Here is a 15,201-nt window from a genome sequence, read left to right on the forward strand (position 1 = left end):
CAGGCTCCGTAGCACCAAAATCGGCCGAGGGCTGACCGCCTGAGTGACCGCTTAGGGTCGAAAGCAGCCCTTCGGTGGGCGTATCGTCGGTAGACAATCGGCTGGTCGCCCGCCATAGGGATCAGCTTTTTGTTCGAGGAAGGCGCACCTGCCCAAGTAACCGTTGGTGACCTTCACGTATCGGCCGTTGATCAGCAGCACTGAACCACTGCTTTGGTGGTCATTCCAACGTGCAACGTGACCTCAAACCGCCATTGCTCAGGCAGCTTGCCTGACCAGCGACCGGAGAATCCTGATGACACGATGCAGCAAAGCGGCCGTAGTCCTGCTTGAGGATGAACAGGCTCCCCCTGAGCATGAGCGCCAAGTTCATCGAAAGCTTGGGGAACGGATTGCCCAGCTGATGGGGATTCGCTTCTTGGAAATCGACGAAGCGGCCATGATTGACCCCCTCGCGCTTTATTACCTTCCTGCCCGCACCCTTATCGGCGATGACCGCCAGCGCGAGCTGGGTATTTACACACCCGACGACTTTTTTGGCGGTCTGGTGAGTCAGCCCTACATGGCCACTAAAGCCATCTCCCACCAGCTGCTTGATGGCGCAACGGCCCCGCCAGGCTGGGCAGCCGATTTCGCTCGGCTGGCACGCGATGCGCTGCTCAGGGGTTTTACTGTCTTCAGCGTTGACGATGCCTTACGCGCCGGCAGACGGCTGCTGGAAGACGGTCCGCTTCGGATAAAACCCGTACGCGCCACGGCAGGCCGCGGCCAGCGCGTGGTGAGTTCGCCAACGCAACTAGCAGAAGCATTGGACAATCTCGACAGCAGAGAGCTCGCCGTGTGGGGCCTCGTGCTGGAACAGAATCTGAGCTCGGTCACGACTTATAGCGTGGGTCAGGTAACGATTGCAGGGCTTACGGCCAGCTACTTCGGGACTCAGCAACTGACCCACGACCACGCTGGCGAAGAGGTCTATGGCGGTTCGCAGCTGACAGTGGTGCGCGGCGGTTATAGGCATCTCCTCGCCATCGACATCGACCCAGTGGTCCGTACTGCGATTGATCTGGCACAACGCTACGAGGCCGCCGCCTTCCAGGCATTCATTGGTTTTATCGCATCCCGACGCAATTATGACGTGGTGCACGGACGTGATGTTCAGGGCCAATGGCGCACGGGTGTGCTTGAGCAGTCCTGGCGGGTGGGTGGCGCCAGCAGCGCCGAGGTCCTGGCATTGCAGGCATTTGCGGAAGACCCATCGTTGCATCAGGTGTACGCCAGTACCCACGAAGTTTTCGATAACCTGCCGATTCCCGACGACGCGGTGCTGTTTTATCAGAGCGATGATCGTGAAGTTGGACAGATCAGCAAATACGCACGGATCCATGACAATGGGTATTCAAAGTGAACCGATCGACATTCAGGTCGATGATGTCAGCATTTCCGGTACCGTTCTGACCCCCAGCGCGCACGTGCCGGGCATCCTTTTTGTACATGGCTGGGGCGGCAGTCAGGAACGCGACCTGGCGAGGGCTAGAAATATCACCGGTTTGGGTTGCGTGTGCCTGACATTCGACTTGCGAGGCCACGAAAAAACCTTCAATCAGCGCCAGAGCGTCACGCGAGAGCAGAACCTCAACGACCTGCTTGCGGCCTATGATCGCCTTGCCAGCCATCCTTTGGTGGACACTGCCGCCATTGCCGTGATTGGCAGCAGCTATGGAGGTTATCTGGCCACGCTGCTAACGCGACTGCGTGCTATCCGCTGGTTGGCGTTGCGAGTGCCTGCTCTGTATTGGGACGCCGAGTGGAACGTGCCCAAGCATGCCCTCGATCGCGAGGGCTTGGCACGCTACCGTCGCACCAGTCTGACGCCCACGGATAACCGCGCGCTGGCCGCATGTTCAGAGTTTGCGGGAGATGTGTTGCTGGTTGAATCCGACCAAGATGACTACGTGCCGCACGCCACCCTGATGAACTTTCGCTCAGCCTTCGTTAACGCGCATTCGTTAACTCATCGCATCATCGACGGCGCCGACCACGCGCTGAGCACCGATGCCGCTCAAAAAGCCTATAGCTCGATCCTCACCGCGTGGGTTGGAGAAATGGTAGTGGGTGACCGACTGATTAATTACCCCCATCACTCGCCTCGGTATTCTTAGGCGGTATTGGCCATGGACGGCCGATACGTTTGCCGGGCAGCACACTCTAAACGTGATGTGTAGAACGTGGGTGGCATTGGCTCTCGCCAAAGGTATGCAAGAAGTCAATCACGGCCCTTTCACCCATGGAAGTGTTTTTGGTCAAGGACGTGAACCCTGGGCAAAGGGCTGGAAGATTGTTGCGGTGGTGTCCCAGGTGATGCCTAATGCCGCCGATGATGGCCCGGTGGCCTGCTATGTGCTGGCCGCAAAAAGCCCAAGCCCGCCCCAAATATCTCAGCGGCCGCCCTGGCCAAGGCTAACGAGGGACTAAGCCGTTGATGCGTTACGCATAACGGGTACTTATGTTTAGGTGCGGATGCGTGCCCTGGATAACCACTTGGGCAAAGTAGATTGTGTCGTAGCCGTTATTGGCTCGGCATAATGTGCCAGCATGTGCTGCACATATTCCATTAAGAAGCTAAGCACTCCGCTTATTAATTACGATGAGAAATAACTAAAGTAATCACGCAGCCGTTTGTCACGTTTTTGGGAGATCACCACGTATACAACTGGAACTTGCAACTGTTACGACTATTTTTATGCGGGGACGGCTCGTGCAATGAGGTTATCTCTTAATTGCTGCACGGCCCCATAGGAGGGCTACTATGAAAGCGTTACGCTGGCATGGAAAGAAAGACATCCGATGTGATGACCATTTACCTGACCCTGCGATAGAGGACCCACGTGACGCAATTATCAAAGTCACGTCATGCGCCATTTGCGGCTCGGACCTGCATCTTTATGGCGGTTTCATGCCCGGCATGAAGCATGGAGATATCATGGGCCACGAGTTCATGGGCGAAGTGGTCGAGGTGGGGTCTGCCAACAAGAAGCTAAAGATTGGCGATCGCGTGGTCGTGCCCTTTACGATTTGCTGCGGTGAATGCGATCAATGCCGCCGGGGTAATTTTTCTGTATGCGAGCGCAGCAACCGAAATAAGGACCTCGCCGCTAAGGCCTTCGGCCACACCACTGCTGGTTGTTCGGATATACCCATCTGACCGGCGGCTATCCTGGTGGCCAAGCCGAATACGTGCGCGTGCCTTATGCGGACTTCACGCCGGTTCTAATCCCGGACGGCCTTACCGATGAACAAGTACTTTTCCTCGGAGATATTTTCCCCACCGGCTGGCAGGCCGCCGTGCAATGCGATATTCAACCAACCGACACCGTGGCTATCTGGGGTGCAGGCCCTGTAGGCCAGTTCACGGTGCGCAGCGCGGTGATCCTCGGAGCTAAGCAGGTGGTGTGCATCGACAATGTGCCCGAGCGCCTTGCAATGGCCACGGCCGGTGGCGCCATCGCAATAAATTTTGATGAAGAAAGTGTGCTAGACCGCTTAGCCGAGCTTACGGGCGGTAAAGGGCTGGAGAAATGCATTGATGCGGTAGGCATGGAGTCCCACGCTACCCGTTCGTTTGACTCCGTCTACGATCGCGTGCGGCTATCGCAAAACGTTTCGCAGGGTGGGTGCACTGCACATTATATATATCGTATAAATGGAAGGCTCTGACTTAACGTGGAGCTGTAGATGCAGTGCTTGTGATCGCCGGTGGTCCGGATCGCCGCCGGTCCGGTAGTCACCCGAATCTTTGATCGAACGCAGGTACCGACCAGCCAGATATCTCGTAGCAGACGAATCCAATTCAGTTTGAACGGGAGAATATAATGAAAGCCATCGTGTACAACGGGCCACGCGACGTCAGCGTGCAAAACGTCCCCGACGCCAAGATCGAAAAGCCTACCGACGCAGTAGTGCGCGTTACCACCACCAATATCTGCGGCTCCGACTTGCATATGTACGAGGGCCGCACCTCCATGGAAACCGGTCGAGTCTTTGGTCACTAGAATCTCGGAGAAGTCATTGAGGTCGGTGTCGGCGTAGATCGCGTCAAGGTGGGTGATCGTGTCTGCCTGCCTTTTAACATCGGCTGCGGATTCTGCGAGAACTGCGAAAAAGGACTGACCGGTTTTTGCCTCACGGCCAATCCCGGCACTGCCGGTGCTGCTTATGGTTTTGCCGACATGGGCTCTTATCAGGGCGGCCAGGCTGAGCTGCTCCGGGTGCCCTATGCCGACTTCAACTGTCTGGTTCTGCCAGAAGATGCGCAGGAAAAAGAAAACGACTACGTGATGCTGTCGGACATTTTTCCTACCGGTTGGCATGCAACGGAGCTGGCCGGCCTGATGCCGGGCGAAAGCATTGCTATTTACGGCGCGGGGCCGGTGGGACTCATGGCTGCACATGCCGCGATGATCAAAGGCGCTTCGCAGGTGTTCGTAGTCGATAATCATCCGGATCGATTGAAGCTGGCGGCGCAGATTGGTGCCACGCCGATCAACTCGCTGGAAAGGGAAGCGGTCGACCAGATTCTCAACCTGACTCACGGCAAAGGTACTGATCGGGGCTGTGAATGTGTTGGGTATCAATGCTGTGACAAACACGGTCATGAAGCCAATCATCTGACCATGAACAACTTGGTGGCTTCGACCAAGGCCACTGGTGGTATTGGCGTCGTCGGGGTGTTCGTGCCTCAGGATCCAGGTGCACAGAATGAACTCGCCAAAGAAGGGAAGATGGCGTTCGACTTCGGTGCGTTCTGGTTCAAGGGTCAGCAGATTCGCACCGGGCAAGCCAATGTGAAGGCCTATAATCGTCGGCTCGCGGAGCTTATTCACCATGACCGCGCCAAACCTTCGCAAATCATTTCCCACAGCCTGAAGCTGGCTGAAGGGCCTGATGCGTACAAGCATTTTGATGCGCGGGATGAGGGTTGGACTAAGGTCATTCTGAAGCCGGCAGCGTGATGGCCATCCTCATGGCTTGAGCCGACAATTTAGCGGCATTGTGGAGATGTCAGATGATGCGCACCGCATTGCCGCCTATTGCTTGCGGGCCCAGAAATCTATACAGCTGCCACTCACGATCCTTTGCGGGTACCGCTCATTGGATAAATTTATTCGATAAGCCGGTGCAGATTGTCCTCATGGCGCATCTCGGTGGTACGGTGGCGGGGCTCATCGCCGCTAGCTTTTCGGCAGGCAGTGGTCCCCTGATGCAACCGATTAGATTCGTTCGAATAGGCTCGGTCTGTGTGGTAGAACGCTTTCTGGCAACGGAATCGATCGCCAGCGGGTGAACTGGGTTCAGGAGTAGGGATTGAACAACGCGCCAAAGACATCAGTTTAGCCGCTTGGAAGTTCAATCCCCTCTGCGGGGTGTCGCGGAACTCTCCCAAATCTCTGGTCAACAAGAATCACTCAACGATACCTGAAATTCAGCAAAACATAACTGATCATGGTTAACGTTAGACCGATCAATATGTATTCGACACGAGGCAGCCATATAAATGAGCCACCTAAAGAAAATACGATCAACGTGTTTTGAAGTATGTATTTCCTGATCTTAGGCACGGCTATGAAGTAGCCATATTGCTTGCCTACGAAAAATAAGACCATGCCGATGACTGACATAATTTGAAAATCGTGTATCGCAATGTCGTTCAAGATCGCATGTCTGATCAAGTTAGCGAGTAGGGCCAGCCCTAAAAACAGGAAAAGGTGCGAGTAGATCAAGGAATGCCCACTCATGCTGCTTTCATTTCTGCTCAGCAGGTAAAAGCTATCAAAATAGATCCACCATATACTACATGTCATGACAAATCCGGTAATTGCCGCCATTACATTATAAGGATTCCATTGAATGTCAGATAAACCTCCAGCAAGGCTGATCACTGACTCGCCCAATAAGATAAGGGTAAGCAAGCCTAGTCGTTCAACCAAATGGTCTGTATGCGCTGGCAGGGGTTTTAGTTTGCTCCAGGGGAAAACAGGAAGCAGAATATCAAGAAAAATTCCAATGTAAGCTACAATGTATCGAATCGGAGGGTCAAAAATAAGGGATGAAAGACTGATCGCTGAGCTTACCAAAAGGGCGAAGCCAAGCCTGGAGGCGTATTCGCTACGGCCGTCGACCGTATTGATGGTCGAGATGTACATGATGCTGATGATGGCACGTATACCCACATAGCAGACGATAACAAGCGGGTAGTATACTTCCAGTTCTTCCCCAATCCGTGCGGACAGCACAATGAGCAACAGCATTATAAATAATGTTGACAGACGGTGAAGATTACTGTCCGTGTCAAACCTGTTGGAGTAAATAGTGTGGCTTGACCAGATCCACCATAATGGAACGAAAAGCAGTAAGAAACTCCATATCTGCTCAGGTTCAAAGTGGCCTTGATGTAGATGCCCGAGCGTATGAGTCACCTTGCCAATAGTCACGACAAAAATCAGGTCAAAAAACAACTCTAACCAGGTGGCGTGTCGATTTTGTTCATAATACTTTAAAGATTTCATTCGCTGCTGGCTCCGCGTGCATCTAGAAGAGTCCATTGCCTGAACCTTGATAGATGGGTGATTAGGGCATGCTTAGCGGGATACAACGTGCCCGGCGGGATCACTCAATCCACTATCAGTGGATTCACAAAAGAAACGGGCCCTAATCTCAGCCTGAGCCTGAGTGTTTTAGGCAGCCAGACGTTCAAGTTTCGCGGGAAGAAGCATGAGGTAATCCTCCGTGTCTTCGCGGTATTGGATTGAGGGCCAAGTGTGTAGCAGAACGGTTGGATGCCCCTTGACTCACCAGTGACTATAGTCGTGTTTGGCACCTACCGTAGCCGTAGAACGAATTTTCGGCATCCGATACCACCAGCAGTTCGCGCACTTTTCTCGCTGCAGTTTTAGGCGACTTTTTTCAGTCGATGGTTTTTGCAGCTGTTTAGCTACCTAAGTCGAGGGTACTTCTGCATTCTGAAGGACAATCGCTGCCCGTTACGGCACCCAGAAATTGACCAGAGCCACGTCTCGAACGTGTGACGATCAGGTAAAAACCCTGGGCCAAGGTGAGGAAATTCGCGCACCTCTGCCTTGTTCATTCGATAGTGCGCTTCATGATGATCGTTCGGGCAGAGGGCGATCACATCGGCCGAATGGTCGTGGTCCGTTCACCGCCAAACGGCGTCAATCTGACACTGCTTTTTATGTCACCTCTGAGCCTTTCTTCAGCGGGGCGCCGCTGCCTACAGTGCGCGACCGACGCACTAGTGGACACTGATCGGCCGCCCATTATTTCTGGCTCTTTGTAGAGCGGACGACCTCGAGAGTCTTCAGGAACCACCATGAATACTCGTCCCGATTTTCACAGCAATACGTTCCCCGAGTCGCAACGTGACATTCTCGGCATGATCGCAAGCGACCAGCATCTGGACGAAATACTTTCCGCTATTTGCCAGATGCAAAACGCCCTAAGCCCCGATACGTTCTGTTCCATTCTCCTCACTGACGCCGAGGGTAAGCACTTGCTCAGCGGCGCAGCGCCCGGCCTGCCGGCCAAATACAGTGAGGCGATTCATGGAATGGCGATCGGTCCAACGGAAGGCACCTGCGGCACGGCAGCTTTCCGGCGCGAAATGGTGGTCACTGAAGACATCGCTCAAGATCCGAATTGGGAGCGTTTCCGCAGCCTGGCGCTTGGGCATAACTTGCATTCGTGCTGGTCGGTTCCTTTGCTCTCCCATGAAGGCAGCGTTCTGGGCACATTTGCCCTGTATCAGAATCGCACCCATACGCCAGACGAAGTACAGATTCAACAACTTGCGTGCGCGGCCCAACTGGCAGTCATCGCAATCCGCCATGAGCGTGACGGTCAGCGTCTGGAGGAGAGCGAGCAACGCTTTCGTTCACTGTTCACCTATAACCCCAACCCGGTGTTCGCGCTCGATCTGCTCGGCAACATCCAGAGTGTGAATCCCGCAGGCCTGAAGCTTAAGCCGCAGACTGCAACCCAGTTCATTGGCCATCACTTTTCCCGTCTGGTGCCTGAGGAAGACCTGATGCGGGTCAGTCGGCATTTTTCCGCAGCGCGCGCCGGAGCCCCTCAACGCTTCGAGGCACGGCTTCGAGACGAGAATGAAAAACTGTTGACCATGGACATTTCGAACCTGCCCATCATGGTCAACGGCGAGATCGTTGGTGTGTTTGGCATTGCCCGTGACATCAGCGATCAGAAGCATTTCGAGCGCCAGTTGAGTTTCAACGCCAGCCATGACCAACTGACCGGCTTGCTTAACCGTGTGTCGCTTGAAGACCAGCTTATTCTGGATTGTCACCTCAGTCGTCGGCGTAAGCGGCTGTTGGCGGTGATGTGCATAGATTTGGATGGTTTCAAATCCATCAATGATTCGATCGGCCACTACTTTGGCGATCAGGTGCTGGTCGAGGTAGCGCGACGCATGGCCGAGCAGGTTAGGCCCGGGGATACGATCGTGCGCATGGGCGGTGACGAATTCATCGTTCTGTTGCCGGACCTGCTGCGTGATGAAGACGTCGTGCCGGTGGCCGAGCGATTGATGGCCAGCATTGCCAGACCCTACTGCATCCAGGGCATCGACCTGCAAGTAAGCGCAAGTGTCGGCATCACTCTGAGCGATGGTCACCTTGAGCAGCCGATGCAGTTGATCCAGCAGGCTGACATGGCTATGTACAAAGCCAAACAACAAGGGCGTAACAACTTTCAGTGGTACACCAGCGACCTGAATCAGCGAGTTTGCGAGCACGCCACGCTGCGCAATGACCTGCAAAAGGCTATCGAGACTCAGTCGTTACAGCTGCATTATCAACCGCAGATCGACGCACGCACCGGGCGTGTGGTCGGGATCGAAGCGTTGCTGCGCTGGGAGCATCCGGAAAAGGGATTTATCCCCCCAGCGGTATTTGTACCGGTGGCCGAGGACAGCGGTCAGATCATCGCGCTTAGCCTTTGGGTGCTCGATACGGCCTGCGCTCAGTTGCGCCTGCTGGACGAGCAGGGCATCACGGGCATCTCGATGGCCGTCAATATCTCACCGATGCATTTTCAGCGTGGCCATTTCGTGCAGTATGTCCAGGCCACGCTGGACAAACATGGTCTGCGAGGTGAACAACTGGAGCTGGAGATCACCGAGTCGCTGCTGTTGCACAACGCTGAACAGGCGATCGAGACGTTGCACCGGCTCAAGGCATTGGGGGTGCGGATTGCACTCGATGACTTCGGCACCGGTTTTTCCAGCCTCAGCTACCTCAAGCGTTTGCCGATCGACAAAATCAAGATCGACCGTTCGTTCATCCGGGAAATCGCTACCGATCATCACGATGCGGCGATCACCCAGGGCATTATTTCCATGGCCCACCACCTCAGCCTCATTGTAGTCGCCGAAGGCGTTGAAACGGCGTCCCAAATGGAATTCCTGAAAGGCAGTCGCTGCGATATTTTTCAGGGTTATCACTTCGCCAGACCGATGCCGTTTGCCGCCCTCGAAGCGTTCCTGAGCCATCCAGAGTTTCATCGCTGACCGGCCGTTCGGTTGTCAGCGTCTTGAACATCGGATGCTGAGGGAAAGGGCGCCGCTGTCGAGTAAATGGGCTGGGTGCAGCTAATGACGGGTGCGAGGCAGTCCGGCGTCTGCTTCTGGCCGTTTGCTCTGCCGGCGGAATGACTCGACGCTATCTCCCATCCCCACGACGCTGGAGCTTGCTGCCAAGTCGGCAAATATCCCGTTGGGCTTACTGGAAAGCATGGCGCATGATGACCTGGTCATAACAAGAGGACACACGTCATGGTCAACGTAGCGTTGTTCGTTCGTCTCGAAGCAAAACCCGGGAAAGAGAAAGAGGTTGAGAGCTTTTTAGTGAGTGGTCTTGCAATCGTGGCGGAGGAGCCAGCCACCACGGCCTGGTTCGCCATCCGCTTGGGACCTTCCACCTTTGGCATCTTTGACGCCTTCCCGGATGAAGCAGGCCGACAGGCTCATCTTTCGGGCAAGGTCGCCGCCGCGCTTATGGCAAAGGCTGCCGAGCTGTTTGCCGAACCGCCGTCAATCGAGAAGGTTGACGTCCTTGCGGCAAAGCTGCCCGGCTAGGCAAGCCCGACGAGGCATTCCAACCCGTCCCTGCCGCCGTTTGCCGCGTCAGGGACGCGGCTGAGTCTGGACGTTACCGCGGGTCTCTTTTCGCGGGGGAGGTGCCAACAGCGACTATAGTCATTGGTGCGTCAGATCAAATCAGCCGTTGTGCTGCCAACCTGGCCTCAACCCCATTCCGGGAAAGCACGGCGGATCGCCTCGTGCTCGTTGATGCGGACCATAACCCTCGCAGCCGAAGACACTCAGGCTTGTATCGAGGCCTCTTCGCCACTCTGAATCCCTTGACGGTGGATGGAGTTATCCCGCCGGGCGAGTTGTATCCGGCTGAGCAGAACCCACCCCCATCTATCAGGGCTCAAGCAATGAACACTTCAGCATTGGATGATGCAAAAGAAACGACCGACGGCCCGGTTCAAGAACCACTTCCAGCCGGCACTGTCGCCCCCGATTTCTCCCTGTACGCGACCCCCGATCAGCGGCTGTCCCTGCACGAGCTAAAGGGAAGTCCCGTAATATTGGCGTTCTATCCCGCTGACTGGAGCTCGGTGTGTGGCGACCAACTGACCTTGTACAACCAGGTGCTCCCCACATTCAGAGAGTACGGCGCGACGCTGCTGGGTATTTCCGTGGACAGCGCTTGGTGTCATCAGGCCTTCGTCAAAGACCGTGGTTTTCACTTCAGCCTGCTTGCCGATTTCGAGCCCAAAGGAGCGGTGGCGCGACAGTATGGCGCGTACGAATCCCACCTTGGAGTTTGTAAGCGGGCGTTGTTCGTGATTGACAAGGAGGGGGTGGTCGCCTGGAGTTACGTTTCACCGATGGCAATCAATCCTGGAGCGGACGGCATTCTGGATGCGCTGGATGCTCTGGCGGATTCCCCACACAGCACGCCCTCCAAAAACCAGTAGGTGATCACATGGCCACTCTCAAAGTCCCGGTAACTGCAAACGACCATCGCCAGGGAAGGGCGCATGCCAAGGTCACACTGGTGGAATATGGCGACTACGAATGCCCCTATTGCGGTTTGGCGTACTGGGTCGTCAAGAAGCTGCAGCAGCATTTTGGCGAGGATCTGTTGCTTGTTTTCCGCAACTTTCCACTAACCACTGCTCACCCGCATGCGCTGGGTGCAGCTGTCACCGCTGAATATGCCGGGAGTCGAGGATTCTTCTGGGAGGCCCACGACGAGTTGTATGAAAATCAGGATCGATTGGGCGTGCCGCTGTATGGCGCCATCGCACTGAGACACGGCCTTTCCAGCGATGAACTCGTTGTTGCCATGCAAACCGATATCTATCTGCCCAAAATACAATCCGATTTCAATGGCGGCGTACGTAGCGGGGTAAACGGCACGCCCGCGTTCTACATCGAAGGGCTTCGCTATGACGGGCCTCCCGAGGTCACCGAGATGAGTCAGGCGATTGAGCTTTCCTCGATGCGTGGACTCAATCGCTAGCTAGCGCCTGGGTTGATAGCTAACGACAGGCTGTTTATTTACACGAAATGTCTGGTCGTCGTTCGTCGGTAATCAAGTAGCCGTGGCGCGCTTTCATGAGATCGCGACTATGTTGAACGGGTGGCATCGTTTCCCAAGGCTGCCATTCCCTCCCACCTCATCGTCTTGGCGACCAAGCTCAGCGTATTGCTGGTCTCATGCCCCTGTTTCCTGAGCATCGTTGAGGGCACGTAGATCCATCTGTATGAGTTCGTGTTATCCATTTTTGGAGACAACTCATCATGGCTACTCTCTGTGAAATATGTAACGCCAGACCCGCTGTCGCGCGAGTGACCGTGTCGCAAAATGGTCAGGCCAGAACCATGTCAGTTTGCGACCACGATTACCGTCAACTTTTACGCCATCAAAGCATGTTGAACCCCTTCGACTCTTTGCTGGGCGGTGGCGTGTCCCGCTTTTTCGACAGCATTGGCGGAGCGGCGGAACAGGGGGGGGATGACTTAAGGCTCTCTGCGCATGTGCCTCGCGAATCTGTCGATGCAACTGATGCATTCAGCTCCCAGACGCTGGAAATCCTGCAACGCGCTGGAGATAAAGCCCATGAGTTCAACCGCAGCGAGCTCGATACTGAGCATCTGTTGTATGTGCTTGCCGATACCGACGTAGGCACAGCGTTGCTCAAAGAATTGAAGCTTTCTGCGGACGACATCAAAGGCTACATCGATCAACACGCTCAAAGGGGCGCAGCGGAGGCGCAGGCTCCGGTGGATCAGATGAGCATCTCGCCTCGACTGAAGAAAGTGTTCAATTTTGCGTTCCAGGCATCTCGTCATTTAGGGCACTCGTATGTTGGCCCCGAGCATCTGTTGATCGGGCTTTCCTCGGTGCCCGAAAGCATTGCCGGAACGCTGCTCAAAAAATACGGCGTGACCCCTGAAGCTTTGCGGCAGAAGGTGGTCAAAGTGGTGGGTAAGGGGGCTGAGGACGGGAGAGTCGAGACCCCCACGGGAACACCGACACTCGACAAGTTCGGTCGCGACCTGACGTCATTGGCTCGTGAGGGCAAGCTGGATCCCGTATTGGGCCGCGCGCTGGAAATCGAAAACACCATTGAGGTGCTGGCCCGCCGGAGGAAGAACAATCCGGTCCTGATCGGCGAACCCGGGGTTGGCAAGACAGCCATCGTTGAGGGGCTTGCACAGCGCATAGTAAAGGGCGATGTCCCGGAAATTCTGCGTGGCAGACGGCTAGTTGAAGTCAATCTGAACTCAATGGTCGCGGGCTCCAAATACCGTGGTGAATTTGAGGAGCGCGCCAAGCGACTGCTCGATGAAGTGGCTGCAAAGAGCTCGGAGCTGATTCTGTTCATCGATGAGCTGCATACGATCGTTGGCGCGGGGCAGGGAGGTGAAGAGGGCGGCTTGGACATTGCCAACGTATTGAAACCCGCACTGGCACGCGGGGAGCTCAGTCTGATCGGTGCGACGACGCTCAATGAGTACCAAAAGCACATCGAAAAGGATGCGGCGCTCGAAAGACGTTTTCAGCCCGTCCTGATATCCGAGCCCACTGTAGAACAGACCATCATTATCCTGCGTGGGCTGCGCGATAAGCTTGAGGCGCACCATCAGGTGACGTTCGCCGACGAAGCATTCGTGGCAGCGGCGGAGCTGTCGGATCGTTACATTACCTCGCGCTTTCTGCCGGACAAGGCCATTGACCTGATCGACCAGGCTGCGGCCCGCGTGCGCATCAGCGCCTCGTCAAGGCCCGCTGGCATTCAGGAGCTGGAAGCAGAAATCACCCAGCTCAAACGCGAACAGGACTATTCATCGTCGCGAAAACGCTTTGATGAATCCAAAGGCTTCCAAGAGCGCATCGGTCAAAAACAAGCCCAGTTGGGAGAGGAGACAGAAGCCTGGGAGCGCAAGACGGGTTCCGAAACCCTCGAGGTGACCCTTGAGTCGATTGCCGAAGTACTCTCCCGTCTGACCGGTATTCCGGTAACCGAACTCACCCAGGAAGAGCGTCAGAAGCTGCTGAACATGGAAGACACTTTGCGTGATCGGCTGGTCGGGCAGGAAGACGCCGTGCTTGCGGTCAGCGATGCGGTTCGTTTGTCCCGCGCCGGCCTTGGACAGGCCAACAGACCTATTGCCACGTTTCTCTTTCTTGGTCCAACCGGCGTGGGCAAAACCGAATTGGCCAAAGCGTTGGCAGAGACGGTGTTTGGCGACGATCAATCGATCATTCGCATCGATATGTCGGAGTACATGGAGCGTCATGCGGTTGCCCGGTTGATCGGTGCGCCACCCGGTTATGTGGGATACGAAGAAGGTGGTCAGTTGACAGAGCGTGTCCGCCGCAAGCCCTACAGTGTGATTCTGCTCGACGAGATCGAGAAGGCGCATCCCGATGTGAGCAACGTATTGCTGCAGGTGTTCGACGATGGTCGTCTCACGGACGGCAAGGGACGTATTGTCGACTTCAGCAATACGATCATCATCGCCACCAGCAATCTGGGCTCACCCGTTATCATGGAGAATCTTGAGCGCCCGGAAGATGAACGCCTTACGGATAAAGCGTTACGTGATGAATTAATGGGAGTCTTGAAAGGGCATTTTCGTCCCGAATTCCTGAACCGTATTGATGACATCATCGTGTTCCATGCCCTTACCCGTGACAACATCAGATCGATTGTAGGCATTCAGCTTGATCGGGTCATTCGAACTGCGGCTGCCCAGAACATCACGGTGAAAGTGGCTGACACCCTCATTGATCATCTGGCGGATGTTGGTTATCAGCCCGAGTTTGGCGCGCGCGAGTTGAAACGTCAGATTCGCCAGACCGTCGAAACGTGGCTTGCGAAGGAAATGCTCGCTGGCAAGCTACAGGCCGGCGACAGCGTTGAGCTGGGTTACGACAAAGCGCGTAACGAAGTGCTCTTCAATAAGCTGGATGCGCCAAACGCCTCGGCAAACATGAGTCCGCCCGACCAGCCTGATGATCGCGTGTCTATCGCGGGGACAGGGACTTAGCTCAACGTGCTCCCGTCATTGGGTAGCAGGACTGTTGATGACGTCGTGCAATGAAGCACTGGATCCTCGGATGCCTGGACGAGCCCGGCAGACGAAGATGCGTTCTTGATGCAGGCTCAGGAGGTGCCTGATGCTGAAGCTTTTTTCGGGACTGACCACTTATCTTCCTCTCTGCATTACCGGTCCTGACGTGTCCGCCCCCATTTGGAGGCCGCCATAGAATCGTTTCGTGGCCTGCTGCTGGCGCTGTTCTTTCTCGGCGTCGACATGACGCTGGATCTGCAAGTGATGGCCAGAAACTGGACGCTCATCACCTCCGGCGTGCTGTCGCTGATGGCGGTCAAGGCGTTGTGTATATGGCGTCGCGCTTCGATAAAAGCAGCCACAGCGACGCACTGCATCCCTCCATTGATGGCACAGGGCGGCGAATTTGCGTTTGTGCCATTGCGAAGCGCTCAAACTCAGAGTCATCAGTACCGAAGTCAACGCCAACATGACGGCTACCGTGGTGCTATCCATGGCGCTGGAACAGCGCCAGCCTG

Annotated in this window: 8 protein-coding genes and 2 pseudogenes; 9 read left to right on the forward strand and 1 reads right to left on the reverse strand. The window is 55.4% G+C overall.

Features of this window, described 5'->3' with window-relative positions:
* Nucleotides 1-295: 295 nt before the first annotated feature.
* The 4 genes and pseudogenes from AC07RO_RS03040 (at nt 296) to AC07RO_RS03055 (ending at nt 5,009) form a co-directional block, all read left to right on the forward strand.
* A complete protein-coding gene (locus AC07RO_RS03040; protein ID WP_192172909.1) occupies nt 296-1,405 on the forward strand; it encodes a DUF3182 family protein in 1,110 nt (369 codons plus the stop codon).
* On the forward strand, nt 1,389-2,159 hold the full coding sequence (locus AC07RO_RS03045; RefSeq protein ID WP_192172908.1) for an alpha/beta hydrolase family protein: 771 nt from the start codon (nt 1,389-1,391) through the stop codon (nt 2,157-2,159). Before AC07RO_RS03040 ends, AC07RO_RS03045 begins: the two co-directional genes overlap by 17 nt.
* A 647-nt stretch (nt 2,160-2,806) precedes the next feature.
* A pseudogene (locus tag AC07RO_RS03050) lies at nt 2,807-3,645 on the forward strand (alcohol dehydrogenase catalytic domain-containing protein); the annotation flags it as partial.
* Nucleotides 3,646-3,869: 224 nt separating this feature from the next.
* A pseudogene (locus AC07RO_RS03055) lies at nt 3,870-5,009 on the forward strand (glutathione-independent formaldehyde dehydrogenase).
* 453 nt (nt 5,010-5,462) lie between these two features.
* Here AC07RO_RS03055 and AC07RO_RS03060 read toward each other — a convergent pair.
* A complete protein-coding gene (locus AC07RO_RS03060) occupies nt 5,463-6,563 on the reverse strand; it encodes a low temperature requirement protein A (protein ID WP_065991695.1) in 1,101 nt (366 codons plus the stop codon).
* Nucleotides 6,564-7,384: 821 nt separating this feature from the next.
* On the opposite strand from AC07RO_RS03060, the gene AC07RO_RS03065 reads away from it, so the two are divergent.
* The 5 genes from AC07RO_RS03065 (at nt 7,385) to AC07RO_RS03085 (ending at nt 14,659) form a co-directional block, all read left to right on the forward strand.
* Nucleotides 7,385-9,595, forward strand: a complete 2,211-nt coding sequence (locus tag AC07RO_RS03065) for an EAL domain-containing protein (RefSeq protein ID WP_495085251.1) — start codon at nt 7,385-7,387, stop codon at nt 9,593-9,595.
* Between the two features lie 264 nt (nt 9,596-9,859).
* A complete protein-coding gene (locus AC07RO_RS03070) occupies nt 9,860-10,162 on the forward strand; it encodes a putative quinol monooxygenase (RefSeq protein ID WP_062383845.1) in 303 nt (100 codons plus the stop codon).
* Nucleotides 10,163-10,527: 365 nt separating this feature from the next.
* The gene (locus tag AC07RO_RS03075) at nt 10,528-11,073 is read left to right on the forward strand and encodes a redoxin domain-containing protein (RefSeq protein WP_192172905.1); all 546 of its coding nucleotides are present in this window, start codon (nt 10,528-10,530) and stop codon (nt 11,071-11,073) included.
* Between the two features lie 8 nt (nt 11,074-11,081).
* Nucleotides 11,082-11,621 (forward strand): DsbA family protein, encoded by a 540-nt coding sequence (locus AC07RO_RS03080; RefSeq protein WP_495085252.1) that lies wholly within the window; start codon nt 11,082-11,084, stop codon nt 11,619-11,621.
* A 278-nt stretch (nt 11,622-11,899) separates the two neighbouring features.
* Nucleotides 11,900-14,659: an ATP-dependent Clp protease ATP-binding subunit gene (locus AC07RO_RS03085; RefSeq protein ID WP_495085336.1), complete on the forward strand. Its 2,760-nt coding sequence runs from the start codon at nt 11,900-11,902 to the stop codon at nt 14,657-14,659.
* The last annotated feature ends 542 nt before the right edge of the window (nt 14,660-15,201 follow it).

The sequence above is a fragment of the Pseudomonas sp. GW821-FHT07F05 genome, assembly GCF_059418765.1.